At 63.3% G+C, this 25265-nt stretch carries 17 protein-coding genes and 1 pseudogene; 1 reads left to right on the forward strand and 17 read right to left on the reverse strand.

Annotated features, from left to right (window positions below; genetic code table 11):
• Nucleotides 1-94: 94 nt before the first annotated feature.
• The 3 genes from ACZ9H4_RS33365 to ACZ9H4_RS33375 all read right to left on the reverse strand — a co-directional run bounded on the left by ACZ9H4_RS33365 (nucleotide 95) and on the right by ACZ9H4_RS33375 (nucleotide 4880).
• Nucleotides 95-1738 (reverse strand): gamma-glutamyltransferase family protein, encoded by a 1644-nt coding sequence (locus ACZ9H4_RS33365; protein WP_408324715.1) that lies wholly within the window; start codon nucleotides 1736-1738, stop codon nucleotides 95-97.
• 136 nt (nucleotides 1739-1874) lie between these two features.
• Nucleotides 1875-2645: a GntR family transcriptional regulator gene (locus ACZ9H4_RS33370; protein WP_408153516.1), complete on the reverse strand. Its 771-nt coding sequence runs from the start codon at nucleotides 2643-2645 to the stop codon at nucleotides 1875-1877.
• Between the two features lie 600 nt (nucleotides 2646-3245).
• Nucleotides 3246-4880: a methyl-accepting chemotaxis protein gene (locus tag ACZ9H4_RS33375; RefSeq protein WP_476122520.1), complete on the reverse strand. Its 1635-nt coding sequence runs from the start codon at nucleotides 4878-4880 to the stop codon at nucleotides 3246-3248.
• Between the two features lie 557 nt (nucleotides 4881-5437).
• Here ACZ9H4_RS33375 and ACZ9H4_RS33380 point away from each other — a divergent pair.
• Nucleotides 5438-5814 (forward strand): annotated as a pseudogene (locus ACZ9H4_RS33380) (thiamine pyrophosphate-binding protein); the annotation flags it as partial.
• 20 nt (nucleotides 5815-5834) lie between these two features.
• Here ACZ9H4_RS33380 and ACZ9H4_RS33385 read toward each other — a convergent pair.
• The 14 genes from ACZ9H4_RS33385 to ACZ9H4_RS33450 all read right to left on the reverse strand — a co-directional run bounded on the left by ACZ9H4_RS33385 (nucleotide 5835) and on the right by ACZ9H4_RS33450 (nucleotide 24919).
• Nucleotides 5835-7364 carry an ABC transporter substrate-binding protein gene (locus ACZ9H4_RS33385; RefSeq protein ID WP_476122521.1) on the reverse strand — a complete coding sequence of 510 codons (1530 nt, stop codon included), beginning with the start codon at nucleotides 7362-7364 and terminating at the stop codon, nucleotides 5835-5837.
• A 402-nt stretch (nucleotides 7365-7766) separates the two neighbouring features.
• Nucleotides 7767-8198, reverse strand: coding sequence for a helix-turn-helix domain-containing protein (locus ACZ9H4_RS33390; protein WP_408153518.1), 432 nt, complete (start codon nucleotides 8196-8198; stop codon nucleotides 7767-7769).
• 11 nt (nucleotides 8199-8209) lie between these two features.
• Nucleotides 8210-9364, reverse strand: coding sequence for an NAD(P)/FAD-dependent oxidoreductase (locus tag ACZ9H4_RS33395; RefSeq protein ID WP_408153520.1), 1155 nt, complete (start codon nucleotides 9362-9364; stop codon nucleotides 8210-8212).
• A complete protein-coding gene (locus ACZ9H4_RS33400; RefSeq protein ID WP_476122514.1) occupies nucleotides 9361-10773 on the reverse strand; it encodes an FAD/NAD(P)-dependent oxidoreductase in 1413 nt (470 codons plus the stop codon). The genes ACZ9H4_RS33395 and ACZ9H4_RS33400 overlap by 4 nt, the downstream gene beginning before the upstream one ends.
• Nucleotides 10755-11063 carry a (2Fe-2S)-binding protein gene (locus ACZ9H4_RS33405; protein WP_408153524.1) on the reverse strand — a complete coding sequence of 103 codons (309 nt, stop codon included), beginning with the start codon at nucleotides 11061-11063 and terminating at the stop codon, nucleotides 10755-10757. Before ACZ9H4_RS33405 ends, ACZ9H4_RS33400 begins: the two co-directional genes overlap by 19 nt.
• A 94-nt stretch (nucleotides 11064-11157) precedes the next feature.
• The gene (locus tag ACZ9H4_RS33410) at nucleotides 11158-12435 is read right to left on the reverse strand and encodes an NAD(P)/FAD-dependent oxidoreductase (RefSeq protein ID WP_476122522.1); all 1278 of its coding nucleotides are present in this window, start codon (nucleotides 12433-12435) and stop codon (nucleotides 11158-11160) included.
• 109 nt (nucleotides 12436-12544) lie between these two features.
• Nucleotides 12545-13213: a haloacid dehalogenase type II gene (locus tag ACZ9H4_RS33415; RefSeq protein WP_408153526.1), complete on the reverse strand. Its 669-nt coding sequence runs from the start codon at nucleotides 13211-13213 to the stop codon at nucleotides 12545-12547.
• Between the two features lie 373 nt (nucleotides 13214-13586).
• A complete protein-coding gene (locus tag ACZ9H4_RS33420) occupies nucleotides 13587-15068 on the reverse strand; it encodes an aldehyde dehydrogenase family protein (RefSeq protein ID WP_408153528.1) in 1482 nt (493 codons plus the stop codon).
• Nucleotides 15069-15166: 98 nt separating this feature from the next.
• Nucleotides 15167-17182 carry a hydantoinase B/oxoprolinase family protein gene (locus ACZ9H4_RS33425; protein ID WP_408153530.1) on the reverse strand — a complete coding sequence of 672 codons (2016 nt, stop codon included), beginning with the start codon at nucleotides 17180-17182 and terminating at the stop codon, nucleotides 15167-15169.
• 19 nt (nucleotides 17183-17201) lie between these two features.
• Entirely contained in the window at nucleotides 17202-19244 is a 2043-nt protein-coding gene (locus tag ACZ9H4_RS33430) for a hydantoinase/oxoprolinase family protein (protein WP_408153532.1), read from the reverse strand.
• A 124-nt stretch (nucleotides 19245-19368) separates the two neighbouring features.
• Nucleotides 19369-21270: an ABC transporter ATP-binding protein gene (locus ACZ9H4_RS33435; RefSeq protein WP_476122515.1), complete on the reverse strand. Its 1902-nt coding sequence runs from the start codon at nucleotides 21268-21270 to the stop codon at nucleotides 19369-19371.
• Nucleotides 21271-22257 carry an ABC transporter permease gene (locus ACZ9H4_RS33440; RefSeq protein WP_408153536.1) on the reverse strand — a complete coding sequence of 329 codons (987 nt, stop codon included), beginning with the start codon at nucleotides 22255-22257 and terminating at the stop codon, nucleotides 21271-21273.
• Between the two features lie 44 nt (nucleotides 22258-22301).
• Nucleotides 22302-23255, reverse strand: a complete 954-nt coding sequence (locus ACZ9H4_RS33445; protein ID WP_408153538.1) for an ABC transporter permease — start codon at nucleotides 23253-23255, stop codon at nucleotides 22302-22304.
• Between the two features lie 86 nt (nucleotides 23256-23341).
• The gene (locus ACZ9H4_RS33450) at nucleotides 23342-24919 is read right to left on the reverse strand and encodes an ABC transporter substrate-binding protein (RefSeq protein ID WP_408153540.1); all 1578 of its coding nucleotides are present in this window, start codon (nucleotides 24917-24919) and stop codon (nucleotides 23342-23344) included.
• Nucleotides 24920-25265 lie beyond the last annotated feature (346 nt).

Genomic DNA, 25265 nt, shown 5'->3' on the forward strand with positions numbered 1-25265 from the left:
TTCAGACAAAAAAGGATGAGCGACGCCCCCCGGTCCGGCAAAACGCGGGACCGGATAGTGAGGCCACTTCGATTACGTACTGCGGCTTCGGGCGTTACCAGCCTGCCGCGGCGCCGTCGCTGCGCGGATCGTGGCCCGCTTCGAACAATCCATCTGGATACCGAATGATCGCGCCGGCGTGGCCCATCGCTTCGTCGTAGGCGGCGAGCACTTCGACGTCGTGACCGAGCGCGCGCAACGCGTCGATGGTGTGCGCCGGAAAGCGCGCTTCCAGCTTGAGCGAATCCGTGGACTGCCCCCAGGTGCGGCCGAGCAGCCAGCGCGGCGCGTCGATCGCGGCCTGCGGATTCCAGCCGAAACGCGCGATACGCGAGAACACCGCGCTCTGCGATTGCGGCTGACCATCGCCGCCCATGTTTCCGTACACCATCGTGCGGCCGTCCGCGAAATGGGCAAGGGCCGGATTGAGCGTGTGGAACGGACGGCGCCCCGGCATCAGCGGATTGAGCGACGACGGATCGAGCGAGAAGCTGCATCCGCGGTTCTGCCAGTTGATGCCCGAACCCGGCAGCACGATCCCGCTGCCGAACTCGTGATAAATGCTCTGGATGAAGCTCACGGCCACGCCATCTCCATCGATGACGCCCATCCAGACCGTGTCGCCTGGGCCGCGGCCCCTGCTCCACGGCCCGGCACGCGACATCGACAGTTGGCTCGCCATCGTGTCGAGCGCGGCGGGATCGAGCTGCGTGACCGGGTCGATACGCATATGGTCGGGATCGGTCACATGTTCGTCGCGCACCTTGAAGGCAAGCTTGGTCGCTTCGACGCACGCATGCACGAACTCGGGGCCGAGCGGGTTCATGTCGTCGGTGAGCACGCGATCGAGCACGCCGAGGATCAGCAGCGACACGAGGCCCTGCGTGGGCGGCGGCATGTTGTAGACGGTGCCGAGCGTGTGCCTGAGTGCGAGCGGCGTGCGTTCGCGGGCGCGATGCCGTTCGAGATCGTCGAGCGTAATGAGCGTTTCCAGCGACGACAGATCGCCCGCGATACTGCGCGCGAGATCGCCGCGATAGAAGTCGTCGAGACCCGCATCGGCGAGTTGTTGGAGCGTCGCGGCGAGGCGCGCGTTGACGAAGCGCTCGCCTGTGCGCGGCGCGCGCGAATCCGGCATGAAAGTCTGCGCGAAGCCCGGCACGTTCTCCAGTTCGCCGCGCTTGCTCGCGATGCAATCGGCCTGACTGCGCGTGACCGGAATGCCGTGCTTCGCATACTGAATCGCATCATCGAGCAGACGCGCGACGGGCACGCGGCCGCCGAGCGCGTCCTTCGAGAAGCGCTGCGCGAAGTCCCAACCGGACACCGTACCCGCGACCGTATTGGCCGCAAGCGGACCGCGTGCGGGAATCGCGCTCAACCCGTGCGCGCGATACGTTTCGATGTCGGCACGCATCGCCGCCGCGCCGCATGCCTCGATGCCGATGGGCGCGTGACCTGGACGCGAGATCAGCCAGAAGCCGTCTCCTCCGATGCTGTTCATGTGCGGATATACCACCGCGATGGTCGCGGCGGCGGCGATCATCGCCTCGACAGCGTTGCCGCCTTCGCGCAGGACTGCGAGCGCGCTTTGCGAAGCGAGCGCGTGCGGCGCGACCGCCATACCGCGCGAACCGCGTGTGGGATTGAGTGCTTCAGTTGCGACGTGGGCGTGTGCTGCAGTGACTTCCGTAGACATCGAGCTTTTCCTTGTATACAACGAAAAGCGTCAATGCGAAATCCATGCCAGACCTTGGTAAAAACCCTAGGAAACGTTGCTGGTCAAGGGATCCGGGGATACATTGCGGAGGGCGAAACGGCGGCGAGGGATGCTGTCAGATGGTGCGCCGCGGCCTCGCCGGTGCGTGCGCGACGGGTGAGCGCCCCGCATCGGTGCGTGCGGCGAGCAGCCGTTGCATGGTGAGTCCGCTCACGCTGGCCTGGCTGCCGCCGATATGACGCGACACGAGATCGACGCTCAGCGTGCTGTCGCCGCGGCGAATGGCATCGAGAATGGCGGCATGCTCATCATAAGTCTCGGCGATGCCGTCGCCATGTACGAGATCGAGCCGCCGAACGACGCGAATGCGGTCGGTGACGCGCTGCATCGTGGCGGTGAGTTCCTCATTGGCTGCGGCCGCGACCAGCGAATGATGCAGCGCTTCGTCCAGTTCGACGAGTTTGCGTCCATCGGAAATGCGCTGCGCGCGCACAACTTTCCAGATGCGATCGAGCGAATCCAGCAGAAGACGGAGTCCGGCCTGCGGCACTTCGCCGTTGCAAAGCTTGCGCACGGCGAAGGTTTCGATCATCTGGCGCATCTCGTAGAGATCGTCGAAGCGCTTGTTGTCGATCGGCACGACCTCCCAGCCGCCGCGCACGTAGCCTTGCATCAGACCATCGCTTTGCAGGCGTTGCAGCGCTTCGCGCGCGGGCGTGCGCGACACCGCGAAACGTTCGGCAATCGCGCCTTCCGTGAGCCGGTCGCCCGGCAGAAGGTGCATGTCGAAGATTTCGTCGCGCAGCGTGTGGTAGACGCGATCCGCCCGCGAAAGCGCGGCCGGCGGGCGTTCCTGGAGGGTCATGTTCAGCTTGATGTCGGGCATGGTCAGCGAGCTTATCAAAGGAGCGCGCGGGGCAAAAAGAATCGCCCACCGCGATTTGGCCGACCGAGGGCGTGCGCATCGCTAGTCGAGCGTCATCGGCCACATGAGGATAGCGCATGGACAGGCGAACCCGGCTCGACACGCCGCACAGGCGAACTCCCGCTGAAACAGGCCCAGATGCCTATTTCGGGTAACTGGTCACATGAATGTCCAAATCTCTGGTCATTGCCGTGCAAGGACATCAGGTGACGGGGCTATTCACCACCCGCTCATGGAAGAGCCGGACGAACCACTAAGGTTTTCCCTGAAACTTTCGCCGCCCCGTCGGGGCGTAGGTCCACTGAGCGCAAGTGCAGCGTTGGTAACCGAAAGGTGGATCACGTCAGCGTTTTATCAAGGCGGGGTACAGATGACGACATTCCGAAACCAGGCGATGTCGAGAAATCGCGCTATGCAGTCTGTGGTTGCAACGGCGGTAGCGGATCAGAGAATCCGGGCAGTTCAAATCGCACAACGACGGAGCAGCGCCGAGCGACCCGTTCTAACACGGATCCCAATGTAACTGGATCGCGAACGCCGACCCACGCGCACCTCGAAGTCTCAGCTTGACGTAACCAGTCCCGGCGAAGTGTTGCTCCGATTCCAGGCGATAACCCCCGAAGATTGCGCTTCGACTGGAGCTGTCTGCAAACGAAACGTGCTGATCGACGACTGCAGTAGTGTCGCCTGTTCGGTCAATGTTTGTGCTACCGCAGCAGCCTGTTCGACTAGCGCGGCGTTTTGCTGGGTAGTGCTATCCATCTGAGTGACTGCATTGTTCACCTGGTTGATACCCGCACTCTGCTCTGCCGCGGCGGAAGCTATCTCACGCGCAACACCAGATACTCTCGAAATCGCTTCCTGCGCCGCGCGAATCTTCGCGCCTGCGCTATCAACCAGTTCTGCACCGTTGTGAATTCCCTCCACCGTACTGTTGATCAGCGCCCGGATCTCCTTGGCTGCGGAGGCGCTACGCTGCGCAAGTAGTCGAACCTCACCGGCGACAACGGCGAATCCACGTCCCTCTTCACCTGCCCGAGCCGCTTCTACCGCAGCATTCAGCGCGAGAATATTAGTCTGGAATGCAATTCCTTCGATCACCGAGATGATCTCCACCATCCGCTGCGATTCCTTCGACACCTCGTGCATCGTCGACACCGCGTCGCCAGCCATCGAACCACCCTGATTGACGATCTCCTCTGCGTCAGCCGTCAGTTGACTCGCCATTTGTGCGTTTTCGGCCGTCTGCCTGACCATCGCGGTCATCTGTTCCATGCTTGCAGCCGTTTCCTCGAGAGACGCCGCCTGATTTTCTGTGCGCGCGGACAGATCGGCGTTGCCGGCGGCGATTTCGTTTGCGCCCGTGGCCACTTTGTCCGCGGCGCCCTTGATCCCTGCAATCGTGCGGGCGAGCGCATCGCGCATGCCTTGCATGGTGTGTAAAAGACTGGAACCGTCGCTCTGACGGATCCTGATCACGATGTCGAGGTTACCCGCGGCAATATCCCCCGCCACTTGAGCCGCGTAAGCAGGATCTCCACCGATCGCGCGCTGGATGCTGCGGTTTGCAAAGAAGCAGAACGTCGAAAGTAACACCGCGAGTGTCCCGAATATTCCTCCAACGATATACAACGACTTCCTGAACGCCGAATTGATATCGTCCACATAGGCACCCGTCGCGATGATCCAGTCCCAGGACGCGTACCGCACTACATAGCCAATCTTGCCGACGGCGGCGGCGGACGGGTCGTGCGGATGCGGAAACACGTACTCGACAAAGCCGCCCTCTGGAGTCTGCGCCTTCGATGCAAACGCCACGTAATGATGCCGGCCGTCGACATCGGTCACGCCGCTGAGATCCTTACCATTTAGTGCCGGTTTCATCGCGTGCATGATCATGCGCGGCCTGGAATCGATCACGAGAAAATAGCCGTCCTCTCCATAGCGTATATGTTGTAGCCGTTCAAGCGCCTGTCGGCGCGCGTCCGCTTCGCTGAGGGCGCCGCTTTTCGCCAGCAGGGCGTACTCTTCCACGATACTGAGCCCTACGTGCGCAACATTCACCAGATCGTTTTTGCGTTCTTCGATGCGGGTCAGCCGGGATAACCAGGCCGCTGAGACAGACACGACGAGAAGTGCTATCAGACTGACGACCAGAGGCAGCCAGAGCTTTTGCGAGAAACTCAATCGGTGCATGCGTACTCCCCATTCAGTCCATATCTTGGTGATCGCCACGCTTGCTATCGTGGACCGGGATCAGTGCAAAACGCGGTTGCCCAGTCCGTTTATCGACCGCCACGGCATCGATATTTCTAGAGACAAACCCTCGTTGAGCGCATAACCGGCTCTACTACGCGGCCTCACTGCCCGTGGGCGAACCCTGGCCGTCCTCGCCTGCGTCGCGTAACGGCGCGGGAAATTCGGTCCTATGGGCGCGGCGAAGCGTGGAGAACGAGGCGCGAGCACTCGAGACAAACTTGCTCTGTGTCTTTCAGTGCGAACGCAAGAGAGGCCATTACCAGGACATGGAGCTTGACGAGCTCTTTGTTGCCGTAGGCTTCGGCCGTTCTGGTTGAAGCTGATTGGTAGAAAGTATCTGCCGAACGTTACCAGTTCGACGCCAACGCGAATTCCTGAAAGGAGGCACTGGATATCCAGGCCTGAGCCTGACAATGAGAAACCATGATGATTGTGCACACCACGCATCAGGTCCCACTGCTCGCCTATTGCTGGATGACCATTCGTAAACTTAAATGGCTCAACCCGTCGGCGACTTCATCATCGAGCGATTGCGTGCTTGGGGCGTGCGCCGCATCTACGGCTATCCCGGCGACGGCATCAACGGTGTCTTTGGTGCACTCGGCCGCGCGCAGGCCGCAGAAAAAAAGAAAGAAACAAATCCGGCGCCGCGATCGAATTCTTTCAAGCCCGTCACGAAGAAATGGCCGCCTTCATGGCCTCCGCGCATGCGAAGTTCACGGGCGAACTGGGCGTGTACATCGTCACCTCGGGGCCCGGCGCGTCGCATCTGATCACCGGTCTCTACGACGCGAGGCTGGATCACATGCCCGTTCTCGCGACAACGCGGCAACAGGCCCGCGCCGCGCTTAGCGGTCGCGGGACGCAAAAAGAGGTTGGAACCGTAATTCGCTACGCGCTCCACCACACGTTTTCCGCAAACGAAAACCCCATCATGCCGCCTGTCGGAATCGCGCCGAGGCCCTTCACCCTCACGTCGTAACCATCGAGCAGACTCAGGAACGCAGGAATGCCGATTCCGCCTTCGTTGCTGACGATGGTCTGCATATCCGCATAGATCTGCTTGCGCTTCGCATCGTCGGTCTCTGCGCGCGCGGCGAGCAGCAACTGATCGAACCGCGCACTTTTCCAGCCCGACTCGTTCCAAGGAGCATCGGACTTGAAAAACTGCGTGAACAACACGTCGGCACTGGGACGCGGATTGATGCTGCCAAATCCGAGTGGATGCCTCATCCAGTGATTCGACCAGTAACCGTCGGTCGGAACCCGGTTCACCGTCAGGTTCACGCCTATCTTCTGCGCGCTCTGCTGCATCAGGACCGCCATTTCAATCGAGCCGTTGGCGGCCGTGGTGGCGAAGATCGGCGGAACCGCAGTACCCACGGCGCCGGCCTTCTGCAAATGAAACTTTGCGCGATCCAGGTCGTACGGCCGTTGCGGCAGCCCCGCGAAGAAATATCGATGCGATGGTGGAATCGGCTGATCGTTGCCAATCACGGCATAGCCGCGAAACACCGAACTCTTGATCTGATCCCGGTCGAACAGGTATTTCATGCCCTGCACGAAATCCGGATTGCCGGTGAGCGGATTGTCGCGACGCATGATCAAATCCGTGTAGAGACCGGACTTCGTCTCCATGATCGAGTAGCCGGGTGTCGACGCGACGCGCTGCGTAGCGCGCGGATCGACGGCCGCGATCAGATGCACATCGCCGGACAGCAACGCGTTCACGCGTGCAGCGTCGTCGCTGATGCCGATCAATTCCACTTCGTCCAGATACGGCTTGCCTGGTCTCCAGTAGTTGGCGTTGCGTGCTCCGACAGTCGTGACGCCCGGCTTAAAGGTCTTGAGCTTGAAGGGCCCCGTACCCACCGCAGTGGAAAAATCGGTGACGCCGTTCTTGACGATCACGAGTTGCGGCGTTGCGAGGATCGACGGCAGGTCGGCGTTGGGCTGCGTGAGCGTGATCTGGATTTCGTCGGGACCGGTCGCCTTGATGTCGTCGAACTGATCGGCGACCGACTTCACTTTCGACCCGGTCGCAGGATTCTTGTGTCGCATCAACGAGTACACGACGTCGGCGGCATCGAGCGCCTTGCCGTCGTGGAACGTCACGCCCTTGCGCAATTTGATGATCCAGACCTTCGCATCGCTACTGGTGAACGATTCGGCCAGCGCGGGTTGCGGTGTCAGGCTGGCGTCGAACTGCGTGAGCCCGCTATAGAACATGAAGAAGCGGATGTAATCGGTGCCGGTCGAGCCCTTGGCCGGGTCGAGCGTGTCCGCGGTCGAGCTTGCGTCGTACGCGGCGCGAATCCTGCCGCCCTTCTTCGGCGTATCGGCAAAGGCACTCGACGCCCCCGCCAGCATCCCGCCCGCACCGGTGGCGAGCATGCCGCCCGCTGCCAATACCCGCATCATGTCACGACGGCTAAAGCCGCCCGGTTTGTTTTCGTCGCTCACGGTGCCTGCTCCTTGGTCCAAAGTGGAACAAATCCATTTCTACCCTGCGGTGGTCGGGCTGCGTCGATGCCTGGCGTCATGCATGTCAAGGCCGCCAGGCCCGTCGAGGCCCCTGCGATAGCGACGCGCACGTGAAGCAGAAAGCGCGCGGGCTAGACGGATTTAAGCATCGTCAAATTAAAGAGAAATCCCGTTAATGCTGGGCATACAGGCGGCGCAAGTGGTTTTGGTAGCGCTCTTCAGCATAAATAGCTGTGCGCTCGGCGAGCGCGGGTGAATGGCGGGACCATCGGCAGCGCTCGCACGGCGACGCGGGCTGCATTCGCTCGCGCGGTCCTCTTCCTCGACCCGATCGTTTCGTCAGGCCGAAGGACGCACGACGTAATCGCCGGGCGTCACGCCGACAGTCCGCCTGAAGTGGCGGCCCAGATGACTTTGATCGAAGAACCCGACCTCGGTCGCCACGACCGACGGCGGCGTCCCATGTCGCAGCAAGCGTTGCGCATGCCGCACACGCACGAGACAGAGGTAGCGATGCGGCGAGATGCCCACTTCCTGCCTGAACAGCGTCGCGAAGCGTGAAACGCTCAGTCCGGCGAGCGTGGCGAGCATCGTCAGGCTCACGGGCTGCGCGAAAGATGTTTCTATAAACGCGACCGCCCGCTCGACGGCGCGCGAAGTCGTCCGCTGCAGATCGGACGTGGCCGTCGAAGCCGGGACCGGAACAACCGGCGCAAACACCATCGGCGTAGCCGGCAAGCCTCCCGCCGCATCATCGAGCTTCTTCGCCATAGCCGTACCCGTCAGGCCGCGACCGGCACGGCGCTCGCCGTCGTGGCGAAACGCTGGATCGCGAACGGATCGATCGGCGTACTGGTCGCGCCCGTGTCGATCAGCTCGGCCATCACGTCGCCGACGCCGGGTCCCAACTGGAAGCCGTGACCGCAGAAACCAAACGCGTAATACAGCCCGTCGACCTTGCCACTGCGTCCCATGATCGGACGATCGTCGGGCATATAACCTTCGACGCCGCTCCACACACGAATGATGTTCAGCCGCGTCAACGCCGGTGCAAGGCGTGCCATCTGTCGGAATTGCAGCAACGTGCTTTCCGGCAACACTTTCGCGCGCCGTTCGTCGAGATAGGCCGGGCCGCGCGCACATCCGCCGATCACGATATTGCCGCGCTCCACCTGCCGGAAATACAGGACTTCCTCGATGAACGGCGACGACACGCCTACCACCGGACCGATCGCATAAGGCATCGGCTCGGTCACGGCCATTTGCGGACCGTGAATGGCAATCGGCACCGGCTCGCCGAATTGCGTGCTCAACTGACTGCCCCACGCACCCGCGGTAATCAGCAGGTTCGGCGCGCAGAACGTGCGGCCATCGGTGCTGGTCGCGCGAAACAGATCGCCGTCTTTTTCGACGCTGGCGATTTCGGTGTTCTCTTCGATGCGAGCGCCGGCGCGCGCCGCGGCGCGTCCGAATGCGGGCGCGGCGAGACGCGGATTCGCGTGACCGTCCTGCACCGAATGCGAGGCGGACAGCACTTCGTCACCGAGAAACGGAAACATCGCGCGCATCTGCGCGCCACGATACAGATCGAGCTTGAGCCCGTATTGCGCCGCTTCGCGCGCATAGATCTCGAACGCGTCGTCCTGTTCCTGCCGGTAGCACACGCGCACATGACCGGACTTCAGAAATTCACCGCTATGGCCGATCAGTTCGGGCAACTTGCCCCAAATCTCGCGCGACCGGTTCGCCAGCGGCAATTGCGGCAGAAAGCGTCCTTGCCGACGCACGTTGCCGAAGTTCGTGCCGCTCGCCTGCTGACCGACGAGGCCACGTTCGAGCAGCACCACCGAGCGGCCTCGCCGGCGCAAGAAAAACGCTGCGGCAACACCCATGAATCCGCCGCCGACAATCACCACATCCGCATCGATCCGGCTCATTTTCCCTCCGCTACCTCAGTGGATTCAGGCGTCATGGCGCTCACCGGAATAGTCGAAATCGCAAACGGCTTGACCGGCGCCTGGCCGCGCAACCGGCCAACCTTGCCGAGCGGCACACCGGCTGCGGCGGCAATCACCTCCGCTGCCGCATGGCCGCAATATCGCCCCTGGCATCGTCCCATGCCGACGCGGCTGAACGCCTTCGCGCGATTCGCTTCGCGCGCGCCTTCTTCGAGCGTCACGCGACGCAGCTCGCCTGCGGTGATGCCTTCGCAACGGCACACGATCGTGTCGTCCGACAAATGGGCGGCCTGCTGCGCGGGCCACGGAAACGCTTCGGCGAGACCGGCGCGAAAGCGGTCCATCTTCGCTCGCTCGCGCGTCAACGCGTCGACGCGCGCCGCATCGACCGGTCGACCGAGATCTTTCAATACCGCCAGCGCCGCGAGCGCGCCGGCCGCTTCCGCGCCGTCGGCGCCGAGCACGCGTACGCCATCGCCGGCGAGGTAGACCGTTTTGACCGAACTACGGCCGATGTCGTCGAGTTGAGGCAACCATTGATGTGTCGACGCATCGAACGTGAACGCGCAGCCGGCCAGATCCGCGAGTTGCGTCTCCGGGCGCAGGTGATAGCCGAGCGCGACGGCGTCGCACACGATCCGCTGCACGGTGCCGCTCCAATCCCGGTAACTGACGCCTTCGACGCCACGCTGATCGTCACCGTGAATCTCCACGGGCTCGATGCCGCTGACGATCCTCACGCCACTTTTCTTCAACGACTTCACCAGCGTCGCGCCCTTGCGCAAGACGTCCGGCCGCGCAAGCAGCTTCGGCAACGCGCGCAAGCGCTTGCTGAACGGCGACGTATCGAGCACTGCCGCGACTTTCGCGCCCGCTTGCACATACTGGTTCGCTACCAGATACAGCAGTGGCCCCGAGCCCATGAACACCACGTTACCGCCGATCGCGCAGGCCTGCGCCTTCAGCGCGATCTGCGACGCGCCAAGGCTGTATGTGCCGGCGAATTGCCAGCCCTTGACGGGCATCACACGGTCGGTCGCACCGGGGCAAAGAATCAACGCATCGTACGCATGGGCGCTCGCGAGGCCGTCGCGTGCGGTATAGAGCTTGCCGCCCGAGATATTCCAGGCCAGCGTTTCGGGCGAGTAGTCGACTTTCGCGCGCAACGCTTCGAAGCTGTCGTGCAGACTTTTCGCGCGCGCCGCTTCGGTGCCGTAGAGCTTGCTGTACGGACGCGAAAACTGTTCCGGCTGACGGCGATAGATCTGCCCGCCGTCGCGCCGACCTTCGTCGACGATCATCGGGCGAATACCCGCCGCGACCAGTGTTTCGGCGCAGCGTATGCCTGCCGGCCCCGCGCCGACCACGATCACACGAGGTTGGGCCATGACACCTCCGGCTGGCGGGTGACGATATCGAGGTCCGCGTTGACCATCGTGGTACAGGCGCGCACGCGCTGGCCGTCGGTGGTCCAGACCCAACAGTCCTGACACGCGCCCATCAGGCAGAAGCCGGAGCGCACTTCGGGACCGAACTCGGAATGGCGAACGTGATCCCCCTTGCAGAGCATCGCGACCAGCAGCGTGTCGCCTTCAAGACCGGCGACCACTTCGCCGTCGACCCTGAACGACACGGCGCGGCGCCCGGTCTCGGCAAGCCGGACGAATCTCGACTTCATGCGCATGACTCCTGTTGCACGCCGCCAACGCGGCGTCGATCGAAAGTGGAAGCGGCGGCGAACGCCGTCGGCGTGTCTATCAATAGCGGCATCATCAATGCAGCATGTCCTGCACGCGGTAATACGCGCCGACCAGCGGCAAGAACCACGCATGTCCGAAATGCCCCGGTATGGCGGGCCAATCGAGTTCGCGCCACGGATTCATCGCAGCCGAACCGTACAGCACGTCGGCCATCACGCGGCCCATGTGGACCGACATCTGCACACCGTGACCGCTATAGCCCATCGAATAGAACAAGCCTTCGTGCTGGCCTGCGCGCGGCAGCCTGTCAGCCGTGATATCGACCAGACCGCCCCAGCAATAATCGAGACGCACGTTGGCGAGTTCGGGAAAGTAGGCCGCCATGCCGGCCCGCAAAATCTCGCCGCTCTTGCCATCGGACTTCGGGCTCGACATCGCGAAGCGCGCCCGTCCGCCGAACAGCAGACGGTTGTCCGGCGTCACCCGAAAATAGTTGCCGATATGCCGCGTCGTCACATACGCGCGGCGTGCCGGGAACAGACGATCGAGCTGGGCTGTGGGCAAGGGCTCCGTCACGACGATAAAGCTGCCGACCGGCGCAATTCGGCGACGGAACCACTGGAACGGTCCCAATTGCGACGCGCCGGTCGCGACCAGCACGCGATCCGCGCGAATCGTGCCGCGTGCGGATGTAATCTCGTATCGCTCGCCGTCGAGTTGTTTCATCTGCGTGACGGCGGCGTGTTCGAAAATCCGTGCGCCGTTGCGCACCGCCGCCTGCGCGAGTCCGACACCGAACTTGCCCATATGCATCTGCGCGCCGTTACGCTGCACCAGGCCGCCGAAGAAACCGTCCGAACCGATTTCGTCGCGAATCCGGTCCGGCGTGATCAGCTCGATGTTCTGATCGACCTCGCGACGCAGCACCTCGTAGGTCTGCTGCAGGCCCGCGAAATGCTGCAGCTTCGCGGCGAGCTTGAGCTTGCCGGTCCGCACGAAATCGCAATCGATACCGTGCGTGCTGACGATCGAATCGACGGTCGCCACCGCGCTTTCATACGCACGATAGAACGCTTTCGCCTGCGGCGCGCCGATCTTCGCCGCCAGCGACGCGTAGTCGTGCGCGAGACCGGTGTTGCATTGACCGCCATTGCGACCCGACGCTTCGCCGGCAATCTGCCCGGCTTCGAGCACGACCACCTGAACGCCGCGCGACGCCAGTTCGAGCGCCGCCGACAAGCCCGTAAAACCACCACCGATCACGACCACGTCGGCACGCCCCTCCACCGGCCCTTCGCAGCCTTCGCGAAATGCAGGACGCGTGTCCAGCCAGTACGATTCGAGCTTCATCAGATCCTTTTCAGCGAGTTTCACGTGTTACGCGGGACGCACGGCGCAGTTCGAGGCCGCGCGAAGCCGCTTCGAACCGTCTGAAGTCTTCAACTCCGCGCGAAGCCGTTCAAAGACCCACGACACCGGCGAGGCCGCCGATATCCTTGATCTCGGTATACCCGTAATACGGCGTGGACGGCTCGTGACCGCGCGAGACGAACACCTTGTTCTTGATGCCGATGTCGTGCGCCGACATCAGGTCATAACGCAAGCTCGACGATACATGCAGAATGTCTTCCGGAGCGCAGCCGAGGTTGTCCAGCATGTATTCGAACGCTTGCAGTCGCGGCTTGTACGCCTGCGCCATCTGCGCAGTGAAGACCTTGTGAAACGGCGCGCCAAGCTTGTCGACGTTGCTCTGGATCTGATCGTTCGACGCGTTCGACAGGATCACTAGCGGGATTTCCTTCGCGACCTTCGACAGCCCTTCCGGCACGTCCGCATGCGGACCCCAGGTCGGCACGGCGTCGTAGAACTTCTGTGCCTCGGCGTCGTTGTATTCGATGTTCCAGCGCTTCAGCGTGCGGCGCACCGCGTTCTTGACCACGTCCTGATACGGCTTCCATGCGCCGAGCACTTCGTCGAGGCGATAGGCGGCGAAGTCCTTGACGAACTGTTCCATCTGGCCGGCCGGGACGCGGTCCGAGAACAGCTCGCGTGCCATGTCGCTCATCCGGAAGCGCGTCAGCGTGCCATAGCAGTCGAAGGTGATGTATTTGGGCTTGAAGCGGGTCATGTCTTTTTCCTGTGATCAGCGAAGAGTGAGCCGGGGCCGGGTTAGAAAACGGCGCGAGTCGTGCTCGCGCCATTGCAATCGGGTGTCGCGGGCCTATCGTCGAAACGATACGCCAGCAGAACGCTGCGATGTTTCGCGTTGCGCGGCGGCGTCTGCTGAGACAAATTAAATCACCGCAAAAAAGCCCGGTTGCCTTGTATTGCAAGCCCCGGGGCACAGAATCCACCGTTTTTGGCGGCTTGCGCAGCACAACATGCGGCGTGTTTTCGTCGGGCTTTTTGCGGGTCTAGAAACGCACGCGGCCGCGTCTGCGAGGACGCGGCCGTGAGGAGCGAGGCGGCTGTCGCGGCCGCTTCGACGATCGGTCGTGGCGCTATGCGCCGTCGGTGATATCAATCAGCACGCTCTTGAAACGCAGATTCGCTTCGTAGGCCTGGCGACCGAGATCCTTGCCGATGCCCGAGCTTTTATAGCCGCCGGTAGGGATCACGAAATCGGCGGTGCGGCCGTAGCGGTTGATCCACACCGTGCCCGCTTCGATGCCGCGCATCATCCGTAGCGCGCGGCTCAGGTCCGAGGTGTGGACGCCCGCCGCCAGCCCGTACTTCGCATGGGACGCGAGCGCGAGTGCTTCATCCTCATCGTCGAAAGTCTGCACGGTCAGCACCGGTCCGAAAATTTCTTCACGCACGGCTTCCGATTCCGCCGTCACGCCGGTCAGAATGGTCGGCGCGTAAAACGCGCCGTCACCGCTCAGCGCCATGCGCGCGCCGCCCGTCGCCACCTGTGCGCCGCTCTCCAGGGTGCGTTTGACGATGCCGTCGATCCGTTGCAACTGCGGCGACGAAATGATCGGCGGCAGCGTCGTGCCCGCTGCCCAGGTCGCCCCCGGTTTCAGCGCGGCGAATGCCGTCGAGATACCGTCGATCAGGCGCGCCGCCGCGCCGCGCTCGACGATCAGCCGCGAGCCGGCCACGCATACTTGTCCCGCGTTGCCTGCAATCGCCGCCGCCACGCGCCGCGCGACACGGTCGAGATCCGGTGCGTCGGCGAACACGAGTTGCGGGCTCTTGCCGCCCAGTTCGAGCGTGACCGGCTTGGTGCCGGTCTGCGCGCACGCGGTCATGATTGCCGCGCCGGTCTGACTGGAGCCGGTGAACGTGACCTTCGAGATCTTCGGATGACGGCACAGCGCGTCGCCGGTCGTGCGTCCGTCGCCTTGCACGACGTTGAAGATGCCCGGCGGAATGCCCGCCTCGACCGCGAGTTCGGCCAGCCGCAACACGGAAAACGGCGTCAGTTCCGAAGGCTTCAGCACCACGGCATTGCCCGCCGCCAACGCAGGGGCAACCTTCCACGAGGCCATCACCAGCGGAAAATTCCACGGTGCGATCGCGGCGATCACGCCATACGGCTCAGCGATCGTCATGCCCAGATGGTCGGGCCGAGTCGCGGCAACCTCGCCGCCGATCCGGTCCGCGTACTCGCTGTAGAAGCGGATGCCTTCCGCCGTGAACGGCACATCCCAGCGCGCGGCATCGGCGATCGGACGGGTCGAACCGAGCGCTTCGAGCGGCGCGAGCGTCTCGACATCGGCTTCGATCAGTTCCGCCCAGCGACGCATCACGCGCGCCCGCTCGCGCGGCGCACGCCGCGCCCAATCGCTAGTCTTGAACGCGCGCCACGCGTCTTCCACCGCATGATCGACGAGCGTTGCATCGGCGAGCGGCAGCGCCGCGTAAACCATGCCGTCGGACGGCCGCGCGACGTCGATGACGCCCGCGCCCTCCAGATACTGTCCGCCGATGAAATGCGCACTGCGCACAGTGACGCGAGAAGGATCGAAGTTGTTCATCTTGGTCTTTTCAAAGGTCAATCTGGTGACGAGGGCGGTACCTTGCGAACGTGATCGCGCAGCAGAGAGCCCCTCGCATTAAACGCGGGCCACGACGCTCAAGCCGCCGCAGTCAGTTGCGGATAGTTCGCGACAAGCTCCGAGAACAACGCGTGGACGATAGCCGGGCTGCCGTCCGCGCAAGCTCCTGGCTCCGCTGCGATCCGCGCATCGAGCGCGTCGAAAATGCGATGCTTGATGAAGTAGCGCCACTGCACCGGCACACCAGCCAGCAGCGACGTCAGCGCGGCGTACCGTTCGCGGGTCCACTTCGTTTCGAACGCATCGCGGTGCGGGCCGAACGAAAACGCGGGCGATGCCCGACCGTCGAGCCGCACGCGAATATCGTCGCGCAACCGTGCGGTTTGCGCCACATCGAGTGCCAGTTGCTCGCCGGTCAGCGCGACGCCGTACACGTCACGCGCTTCGTCGAGCGTGACGTAGCCGCGCAACACGTCTTCGCGGACCTTCGCCGCATCGCGATCGACAGGAAGGCCGTAACCGCCCGCCCCCGCACCGACAAGCCGGATCACATCGCCTGGCGCGCAGATCACCAGATCGTTGTTGTCCAGTTCCTCGGCGTTCGGCATGCCGGGGTTGCGCGTGAAGCGCGCGTTCGCTCCCGCATGACCGCCGCGCACGCCCCACGACGCGAAACGCGTCCGATCCCGGTTGCGCGCCGTCACCAGCGTGTTCGGCGTGAACACCTTGAACTCCATCACGAGACCTTGCCCGCCGCGATACTGGCCGGCCCCGCCCGACCCCGGCGCGACGCCGTAGCGCGTAATGCGGATCGGCACCTCGGCCTCGTTGATTTCGACCGGCGTGTTGCGCAGGAATGCGTTGTTCGCCCCGGAGCCGTCCTCGCCGTCGTCCGACGGGTTGCCGCCCGCACCGCCGCCGATCGGCCCGATCGAGGCCATCACCGTCGCGCCCTGCTGGTTCATCGTCTTGACGCTGAGAATCGACAGGCCGCCTGCCGGACACGCGGCGAGGCGGTCCGGCACCGCTTGCGCGAACGCGCCGAAAGTCAGCAGATGCAGCAGCTTGCAGGTCAGACTGCGCATGCCGACCGCAGCCGGTTTCACCGCATTGACGACCGTCCCTTCGGGCAAGATGCAACGCGCGACGCGCAACATGCCGGTGTTCAGCAGGATGTCCGGGTTCAGCGTGTACAGCACGTATACGAGGCCCACCAGCGCCAGCGCATGCCGCTCGCGTCCGCCGGTCGGCATGTTCAGCGACGACTGCAATTGCGGATCGCTGCCGGTGTAATCCATCTCCACCGCCCCATCCCGGATGCGCGCGGTCAGCGCGACACGCATCGGCTTGCCGCGCACCGAGTCTTCGTCCGCATATTCCGCGAAAAAATAATCGCCGTCCGGAATGCCGCGCAACACCGTGCGCGCCTGTTCTTCCGAGTAGTCGAGCAACGCGCCCATGCCGGCCTTGAAGCCGTCGATGCCGAAGCGCTCGATGATTTCCAGCGCGCGGCGCTCGCCGGTATGCAGCGACGCCAGTTGCGCGCGAAAGTCGCCGATATTCTGATCGGGCACGCGAACGTTGGCCGCCATGATCTTCAGGATCGATTCGTCGACCACGCCCGCACGCACGATCTTGCACGGCGGGAAACGGATGCCTTCCTGTTCGATCTCGGTCAACGTGCGCGACAGCGATGCCGGGACCGCCCCGCCCATATCGGTGTTGTGAATATGGCCGCCGACGAAACACACGATCTCGCCGCCATGGAACACCGGCTTCCAGATCACGATATCGGGCGTATGCGTTGCGACGAAGCCGCTATACGCGTCGTTCGTCATGCACACGTCGCCCGGTTCGTAGTCGTCGATCATCGCGATCGCCGGGCTGTAATCGAGTCCGACATACCAGGTCGCGCCCAGCGTCTTCGGCGATGCGAAGGTGAGCCCTTCCGGCGTCATGATCGCGCACGAGAAGTCCTCGGTTTCCTTGACGAACGTCGAGTGCGCGGTTCGCACCAGCGTGTACGCCATGCTCTCTGCCGCAGCCACGCAATAGTTCGCGAAAATCTGCAGCACTGCCTTGTCGAATTGCATTGCGATGCTCCGTGCGAAATCAGTTGACGTTGGTGAACACGAGGTTGCCGTACGTATCGACACGGCCGCGATAACCCGGCAGCACGCTGGTCGTGCAATCGTCCTGCGCAATCACCGCGGGGCCGTCGAGTTGCTGGCCCGCTTTCAGGTCCTTGCGGTGATACAGGCCGGCGTCATGGAACACGCCGTCCATGAACACTCGGATCGTGCCGGCAGGCGTCGGCGCTTGCGTGCTCGTTTCGATCGGTTGAAGGACGGGCTTCGGCGTGGCCGCGGTGATGACAAGACGCAGCGCGACAACCTGCATTCTTGCGGAAACGTCCCGGTGCCCATACAGCCGTTCATGTTCGCGATGGAACGCTTCCTCGAGCGGCGCGAGATCGTTGCCGGTGAGCCAGTCCATCTGCAACGGCGTATCGATTTCGAACGACTGGCCCTTGTAGCGCATCTCCGCGGAGATCGCGACCGTCGCGTTCGACGCATCGCCGATCTGGCCGGTCATCCACTCGCGCGCCGCGTTGTCGAGACCGCGCACATCGTCACCGAGCTTCGCCAGCGACGCCGCGTCGAGGTCGTAATAGGTGGTCTTGACGAAGTCGTTACGCGTATCCGCAATCAGGCCGCCGAGCGCGCTCAATACGCCGGGCGCCATCGGCACGAGGATGTTATCCATACCGATCGCGCGCGCGAAGTAGCAGGCGAGCATCGGACCCGCGCCGCCGAACGGCAGCAGCGAAAACGTGCGCGGGTCGATCCCGAAACGCGACACGATCCGGCTCACGCCCGCATACATGCCCGACACCGCGACGTTGACAATCGCTTCGGCGGTCTTGTACACGTTCGAGCCGAGCCGGTGCGCAAGGACTTCCACCGCACGATGCGCGGCGTCGTGATCGACCTTCACCGAGTTATAACCGAGGCTCGCGTTGCCGATCACACCGAGCACGACGAACGCATCGGTGATCGTCGCGCGCGTGCCGCCGCGTCCGTAGCAGACCGGGCCGGGGTTGGACCCGGCGCTTTCGGGACCGACTTTCAGCACGCCGAAGTCGTCGACCCACGCGATCGAGCCGCCGCCGTCGCCGATCGACGACACCGACACCGACGGAATATGAATCTGGAAATCGCCGATATATTCGCCGCTGGCGTATTGCGCTTCGCCATCGACGATCAGCGCGACGTCGGCGGTCGTGCCGCCGATGTCGAGGCTCATGCACTGCTTCAGCCCGCTTTGCCGCGCGACGTACGCCGCGCCGATCACGCCCGAGGCCGTACCCGACAGAATCATCTGCACGCAATTGGTCTTGCCGGCTTCCGCGCTCATCACGCCGCCGTTCGACTTGGTGACTTTCATGTCGGCGGTGATGCCGGTTTCGACCAGCGCGCGTTGCAGCGACGTCAGATAGTGCGACACCTTCGGTTGCACGTAACCGCCGATCACCGCTGTCGAGGTGCGTTCGTACTCGCGGATGATCGGCCACACGTCGCTCGAGCACGACACGAAAAAGCCTGGCATGTCGGCTTCGATGATCGCTTTCACTGCGTGCTCGTGCGCCGGGTTGCGGTAGGCATGCAGCAGCGAGACGACCACCCCTTCGCATCCCGCGCGGCGCAGCTTGTCGCATGCGTCGAGCACGCTCGCCTTGTCGACGGGTGTTTCGACGCTGCCGTCCGCCGTCAACCGTTCGAGAATGCCGAACACGCGTTCTCGCGGCACCAGCGGCGCGGGCCGTTTCGACAGCAGGTTGTACATGTCCGGGCCTTTGAGCCGGGCGAGATCGAGCACGTCCTCAAAGTTGCGCGTCGTGATCAGCCCGAGCCGCAAGCCCTTGCGCTGCACGACCGCGTTGACGCCGACAGTCGTACCGTGCGTGAAATAGGCGACATCCGTTGGCGCGATGCCGTAACGCTCGGCAAGCTGTTCCATGCCGCGCAGCACTTCGCTGCCCGGACTATCGGGCCGCGAAAACACCTTCAGTGTTTTCAGCTCGCCTGTCGCGTCGTTCAGTACGGCAAAATCGGCAAACGATCCGCCGATATCCACCCCGATTCTCATGCCCATGAAAAAGTCCCTTGACGTTAGTCCCCGGAAGCCTGGACGAGCGCCTTCCGCCGGACGACCGGAATCACGCCCCAAAGCCATGCTTCGGGGTCCGTTTCAAATCGAATTGTCGAAAAGCCGCCCGCTAGGCGCGCTCGACCTGCGCGAACGCGAATGCTTCGTGCGGTGACTGAAAGCTCAGCAAGTCAGCCTCGCTGCGATGGCACAGCACCTGCGCACCGTTTTCCAACGTGCGAATCGACGGCGCCGCGTGGTTGCACAGGCCGTCGACTCGCATCGAGCAGCGCTCGAGAAACGTGCACAACTCGGGGTTGTCGGCGGACGGCCCGATCGGCGCGAGCGGCTGATGACAGCGCTCGCTCGCCTCGTCGAGCCAGCCGGCGCGCAGTTCGGGCGCGGACGACACCAGCAGGTGGGAATAAGGATGGAACGGCGGCGCGCACAACGCTTCGCGGTTGCCGGTTTCCACGCGATGGCCTGCGTACAGCACGACGATATCGTCGCTGATTGCGCGGACCTTCGCGATGTCGTGCGTAATGAACACATACGACACGCCGAGCTTGCGTTGAAGATCGCGCAGCAGATCGAGAATCGCCGCGCCGACCACGGTATCCAGCGCCGACGTCACTTCGTCGCAGAGAATCAGATCGGGCTCGGCCGCAAGCGCGCGCGCAAGATTGACGCGCTGCTTCTGGCCGCCGGACAACTCGGACGTCGAACGCGACGCGACCGACGCGGGCAGCTTCACCAGGTCGAGCAGTTCGGCCACGCGCGCCTTCGCCTTCGCGCCTTTGATGCCGTGATAGAACGCGAGCGGGCGCGCCAGCGTACGTTCGACCGTATGCACGGGGTTCAGCGCGGTATCGGCATTCTGGAACACGATCTGGATGCGCCGGAACTGCTCCTTGGTGCGCTTGTCCAGATTGCCGGCGAGCGGTTCGCCGTCGAGCAGCAGACTGCCGCCCGACGACGGCACCAGACCGGCGATTACCTTAGCGAGCGTGGTCTTGCCCGATCCGGACTCGCCGATCACGCCCACCGTCTGACCACGGCCGATTCGCAAATCGACGTCGTTCAGGATCACTTTCGCGGGCCAGCCCTTCGCGTCCTTGCGGCCGTAGCCGGCCACCACGCGACGCACTTCGAGCAGCGGCGTGTCCGACTTGAGCCGGGCCTGCGGCGACTGCCCGGAGATCGGTGCGGGTTCATCGGGGCCGCACACGGCACTGTCCGGCGTGACCGCGGCGATCAGGCTCTGGGTATAAGGATGCGCCGGTGCATGCAGGATCTGTTCGGTTGCGCCGGCCTCGCGGATCTGACCGTCGCTCAATACGAGAATCCGGTCCGCCATCTGTGCGACGACCGCGAGATCGTGCGACACGTAGACAGCTGTCATGCCGAATTCCTTGATCACGCGCTTGAATGCCTGCAAGACATCGATCTGCGTCGTGACGTCGAGCGCGGTGGTGGGCTCGTCGAGAATCACCAGTTCGGGGTCGGTGATCAGCGCCATCGCCGCCATCAGACGCTGCAACTGACCGCCCGACACCTGATGCGGATAGCGCTTGCCGATCTTCTCCGGCTCCGGCAAGGCCAGCGCGCGAAACAGTTCGACCGCCTTTGCCCGCGCGGCGGCCTTTGAAAGCGTGCCGTGAATCAACGCGCTTTCGATCACCTGATCGAGAATCGAGCGCGCCGGGTTGAAGGCCGCCGCCGCGCTCTGCGCGATATACGCGACCTTGCGTCCGCGCAACGCGGCAAGCCCTTTCGCCGACAGCGACCGCACATCGGTTCCGCCGACGTGAATCGTGCCGCCGGAAATCCGGCAACCGCTGCGCGCATGTCCCATCAGCGAAAGCGCAATGGTCGTCTTGCCCGAGCCGGATTCGCCGATCAGCGCCAGCACCTCGCCGCGCGCCACGTCGAAATCGATGCCGTGCACGATGGTCGTATCCGGTTCGCCCGGACGGCTGCCGACCACGCGCAGGCCGCGCACCTCGACCAGATTGTGTGCGATGGTGCTCATTCAATGACCTCCAGCGGTTCGTGCGGCGGCTTTGCGGCGGCTGCGGTGCGGCAGCCCGTCGATCAGCAGGTTCACGCCGACCGTCAGGATTGCGATGGCCAGCGCGGGTATGATGACGACCGGTGCGCCGTCGCCGAGACCCGCTATGTTCTCGCGGACCAGCGAGCCGAGATCGGCATACGGCGGTTGCACGCCTAGCCCGAGGAAGCTGAGCCCGCTCAGCAGCAGCACGACGAACGTGAAGCGCAAGCCGGTATCGGTCAGCATGGGATGCAGCATGTTCGGCAGCATTTCGACGCACGCGATATAAAGTGCGCTTTCGCCGCGTGCCCGCGACACCTGCACGTATTCGAGCTGGCTGATGTTGACCGCCAGCGAGCGCGCGATCCGGTACGAGCCGGGCATATAGCTGATCGCCGCAGTCAGCACGAGCAGCGTCAGCGAAGAACCAAACGCCGCGACCACCATCAGCGCGAACATCTTGGACGGGATCGACGTGATCGCATCGAGCAGGCGGCTCATCGTTTCATCGACGACACGGCCCGCAACCGCAGCCAGTAGCCCGAGCGTGGTGCCGGTGACAGCCGCAAGCAACGCCGCGGCCAGCGACAACAGCACGGTCAGCCGCATGCCGTAGATGATCCGGCTCAGCATGTCGCGGCCCAGGTAATCGGAGCCGAACGGCAGCTTCGCGCTGAATGGGGCGAATACGTCCGGTGTCAGGATCGTGCCGACTTGATGCGGCGCGAGCCACGGTGCGAAAGCGGCGACGAACAGCGCGAGGCAGACCATGCAGAAACCGATCCAGCCGCCTTTGGACAAACCCATGCGCGCCGCCAGTGAACGGCGTTTGCGTTGCGGCGCACCCGACGGCGCCGCCGGCGCGCCGCCGAACGGTTGCGAAGGCTGCGTGGGTTCGGGGTCCTGAGGACGATCCGCGCCTGGCGGCAACGCGCTACTGCGCTGTGCCAGATCGAAATGGTTCATGAGCGGCTCCTGCTGCGGATGCGATGAATACGGGCGGTTGGCGTTCATGTGCGCAATCTCGGGTTCGAGAGAATCGCGCAGAGATCGGCCAGAAAGACGAGCACCAGATAGCCGAGGCAAAACAGCAACGTGCAAGCCTGGACCAGCGGAAAATCGCGGTTCGCGACGGCGTCGACCATCAGACGCGCAAGTCCGGGGTAGTTGAAAATCGTCTCGACGACGATCACCCCACCCAGCAGATAAGACAGACTCAACGCGATGGCATTCGCAATTGGGCCGATCGCGTTCGGCAATGCGTGACGCAATACGACGCGCGCGGGGCTCGCGCCCTTGAGCACCGCCATTTCGACATACGACGAACCGAGCTGCTCGATCACCGCGGCGCGCGTCATCCGTGCCATCTGGGCAATCACGACGGCGCACAACGTCAGCACCGGCATCGCATAGGCGCGCAGGAACTGGTTGAAATTATCGATCTCGCCGCTATACGACAGCGCGGATAGCCAGTGCAGCTTGACGGCCAGCACCAGCACGGCAACCGTCGCGATCAGGAATTCGGGCGTGGCGACCAGCGACAGCGTGCCCAGGCTCACGATCCGGTCGATCAGCGTATCGCGCCTGACTGCCGCCAGAATGCCGCACGACACCGCGATCGGCACCGACACTGCGGTCGTGATCGCAGCCAGCGTCAGCGAATTCGGCAGCCGGCCTTCGATCAGTTCCGTCACCGGCATGTTATTGGACAGCGACAGGCCGAAGTTGCCATGCACCAGACCGATGAGCCAGTTCAGGTAGCGCAGGTAGGGCGGTTGATCGAGACCGAACTGCTGGCGCAATGCGGCCACCGTTTCGGGCGTTGCCGCCTGGCCGAGCGCGGCCTGCGCGGCGTCGCCGGGCAGCAGATTGGTGATCAGGAAAATGATGATCGACACGATCAGCAGCGTGAGCGCGGTGACTGCAACGCGCCGGCCTATCAGTGCGGCTATGTTCTGGTTCATCGTCCAGATCTCCTCAGGGTGACATCGCGCAAACCGGCGCGTGGGGACGCGCGCCGGCTTGCGCGTACTGCTTCAACTCGCAATCGTCACGCGTTCCACCATACATGCTCGGCGAACGAAAAGCCCATCATCGCACCTGTCGGGATCGAGCCGAGTCCTTGCAGACGCTGGTCGTTCGCATCGAGCAGGCTGATGAACGCAGGAATGCCGATACCGCCCTGCTCGGCGACGATCACCTGCATGTCGCCGTACATCTGCTTGCGCTTCGCGTCGTCGGTTTCCGAACGGGCCGCCTGCAGCAACTGGTCGAACTTCGGGTTCTTCCAGCCCGATTCATTCCACGCGGCATCCGACTTGAAGAACTGCGTGAAGAGCACGTCGGCGCTCGAACGCGGATTCACACTGCCGAAGCCGAGCGGATGCTTCATCCAGTGATTCGACCAGTAACCGTCGGCCGGTACGCGATTGACCGTGACGTTCAGGCCGACTTTCGCGCCCGTCTGCTGCATCAGTTCCGCAATTTCCACCGAGCCGTTCGCGTCGGGCGTAGCGTAGATCGGCGGCAGCGGCGTGCCGATGGCACCCGCTTTCTGGAAGTAGAACTTCGCCTTGTCCAGATCGACCTTGCGCTGCGGCAGCGATGCATTGAAGTAACGATGGCCCGGCGGAATCGGCTGGTCGTTGCCAATCACCGCGTAGCCGCGAAACACCGCAGTGCGGATCTGATCGCGATCGAACAGATATTTCATGCCGTTCACGAAATCGGGGTTGCCCGTTATCGTGTTGTCGCGCCGCATGATGAGGTCCGAATACAGACCCGACCTGGTTTCCTTGACCGCGTAACCCGGCGTCGACGCGATGCGCTGCGTCGAACGAGGGTCCACCGAGTTGATCAGATGCACGTCGCCCGACAGCAGTGCGTTCACGCGTGCAGCGTTGTCACTGATGCTGATCAGTTCGATCTGGTCGAGATACGGCAGGCCCGGCTTCCAGTAGCTGTCATTGCGCACGCCGACCGTGCTGACGCCCGGTTTGAACGACTTCACCTTGTACGGGCCGGTGCCGATGCCCGCGTTGAAATCGGTCGTGCCGTCCTTGACGATCACAAATTGCGGCGTCGCGAGAATCACCGGCAGATCGGCGTTGGCCGATTCGAGCGTTAGCGTCACTTCGTTCGGGCCGGTGGCCTTCACGTCGGTGAACTGGTCGGCCAGCGACTTGACCTTCGATGCCGTCGCCGGGTTCTTGTGGCGCATCAGCGAGTACACGACATCGGCCGGCGCGAGCGCCTTGCCGTCGTGAAACGCGACACCCTTGCGCAACTTGATCACCCAGGTTTTCGCATCGGACGTATCGAGTGCTTCCGCGAGGTTCATCTGCGGCGTCAGGCTTGCATCGAGTTGCGTCAGGCCACTGTAAAACATGAAGAAGCGGATATAGTCGCTGCCCGCCGAACCCTTCGCCGGGTCCATCGTATCGGCGGTCGAGCCAACGTCGTAAGCCACCCGGATCTTGCCGCCCTTCTTCGGCGCTGGCGCGGCGAATGCGGACTTCGTGCCGGCCAGCAGTCCGCCTGCGCCGGTTGCCAGCATGCTGCCCGCAGCCATTACCCGCATCATGTCGCGGCGGCTGAAACCACCGTTTTTGACTTCGTCGTCGTTCATGCGAACTGCTCCTAACATTGAGAAGGTTGGATTCTGCTTATCCGGCTTGAGACGATTTAAGCACCCCAAAAAACTACCGGTTGTCGCGATCGGAGCGTCCCGACCATTCGAATCGACCGTTTTGGGTGGTCTGCGCAGCACGATTTGCCGTGCCCCTCTGCGGCTATCGCCGCGTCTCCTGATGCGCCGGGGTGGCGGCATCGCGATAGCGGCGGCAGACAACGCTGCGTTAGAGAGAAATCGTAAAGTCTCATGCGTGATATATGCCGCCGACAAAAATACCAATTCAGCACAATCGACGCGTTCCGGCCCGGTTGACGGTGTGTTTTGTAGTGAGTTGCGTCGA

The organism is Paraburkholderia sp. TE9906, assembly GCF_056279605.1.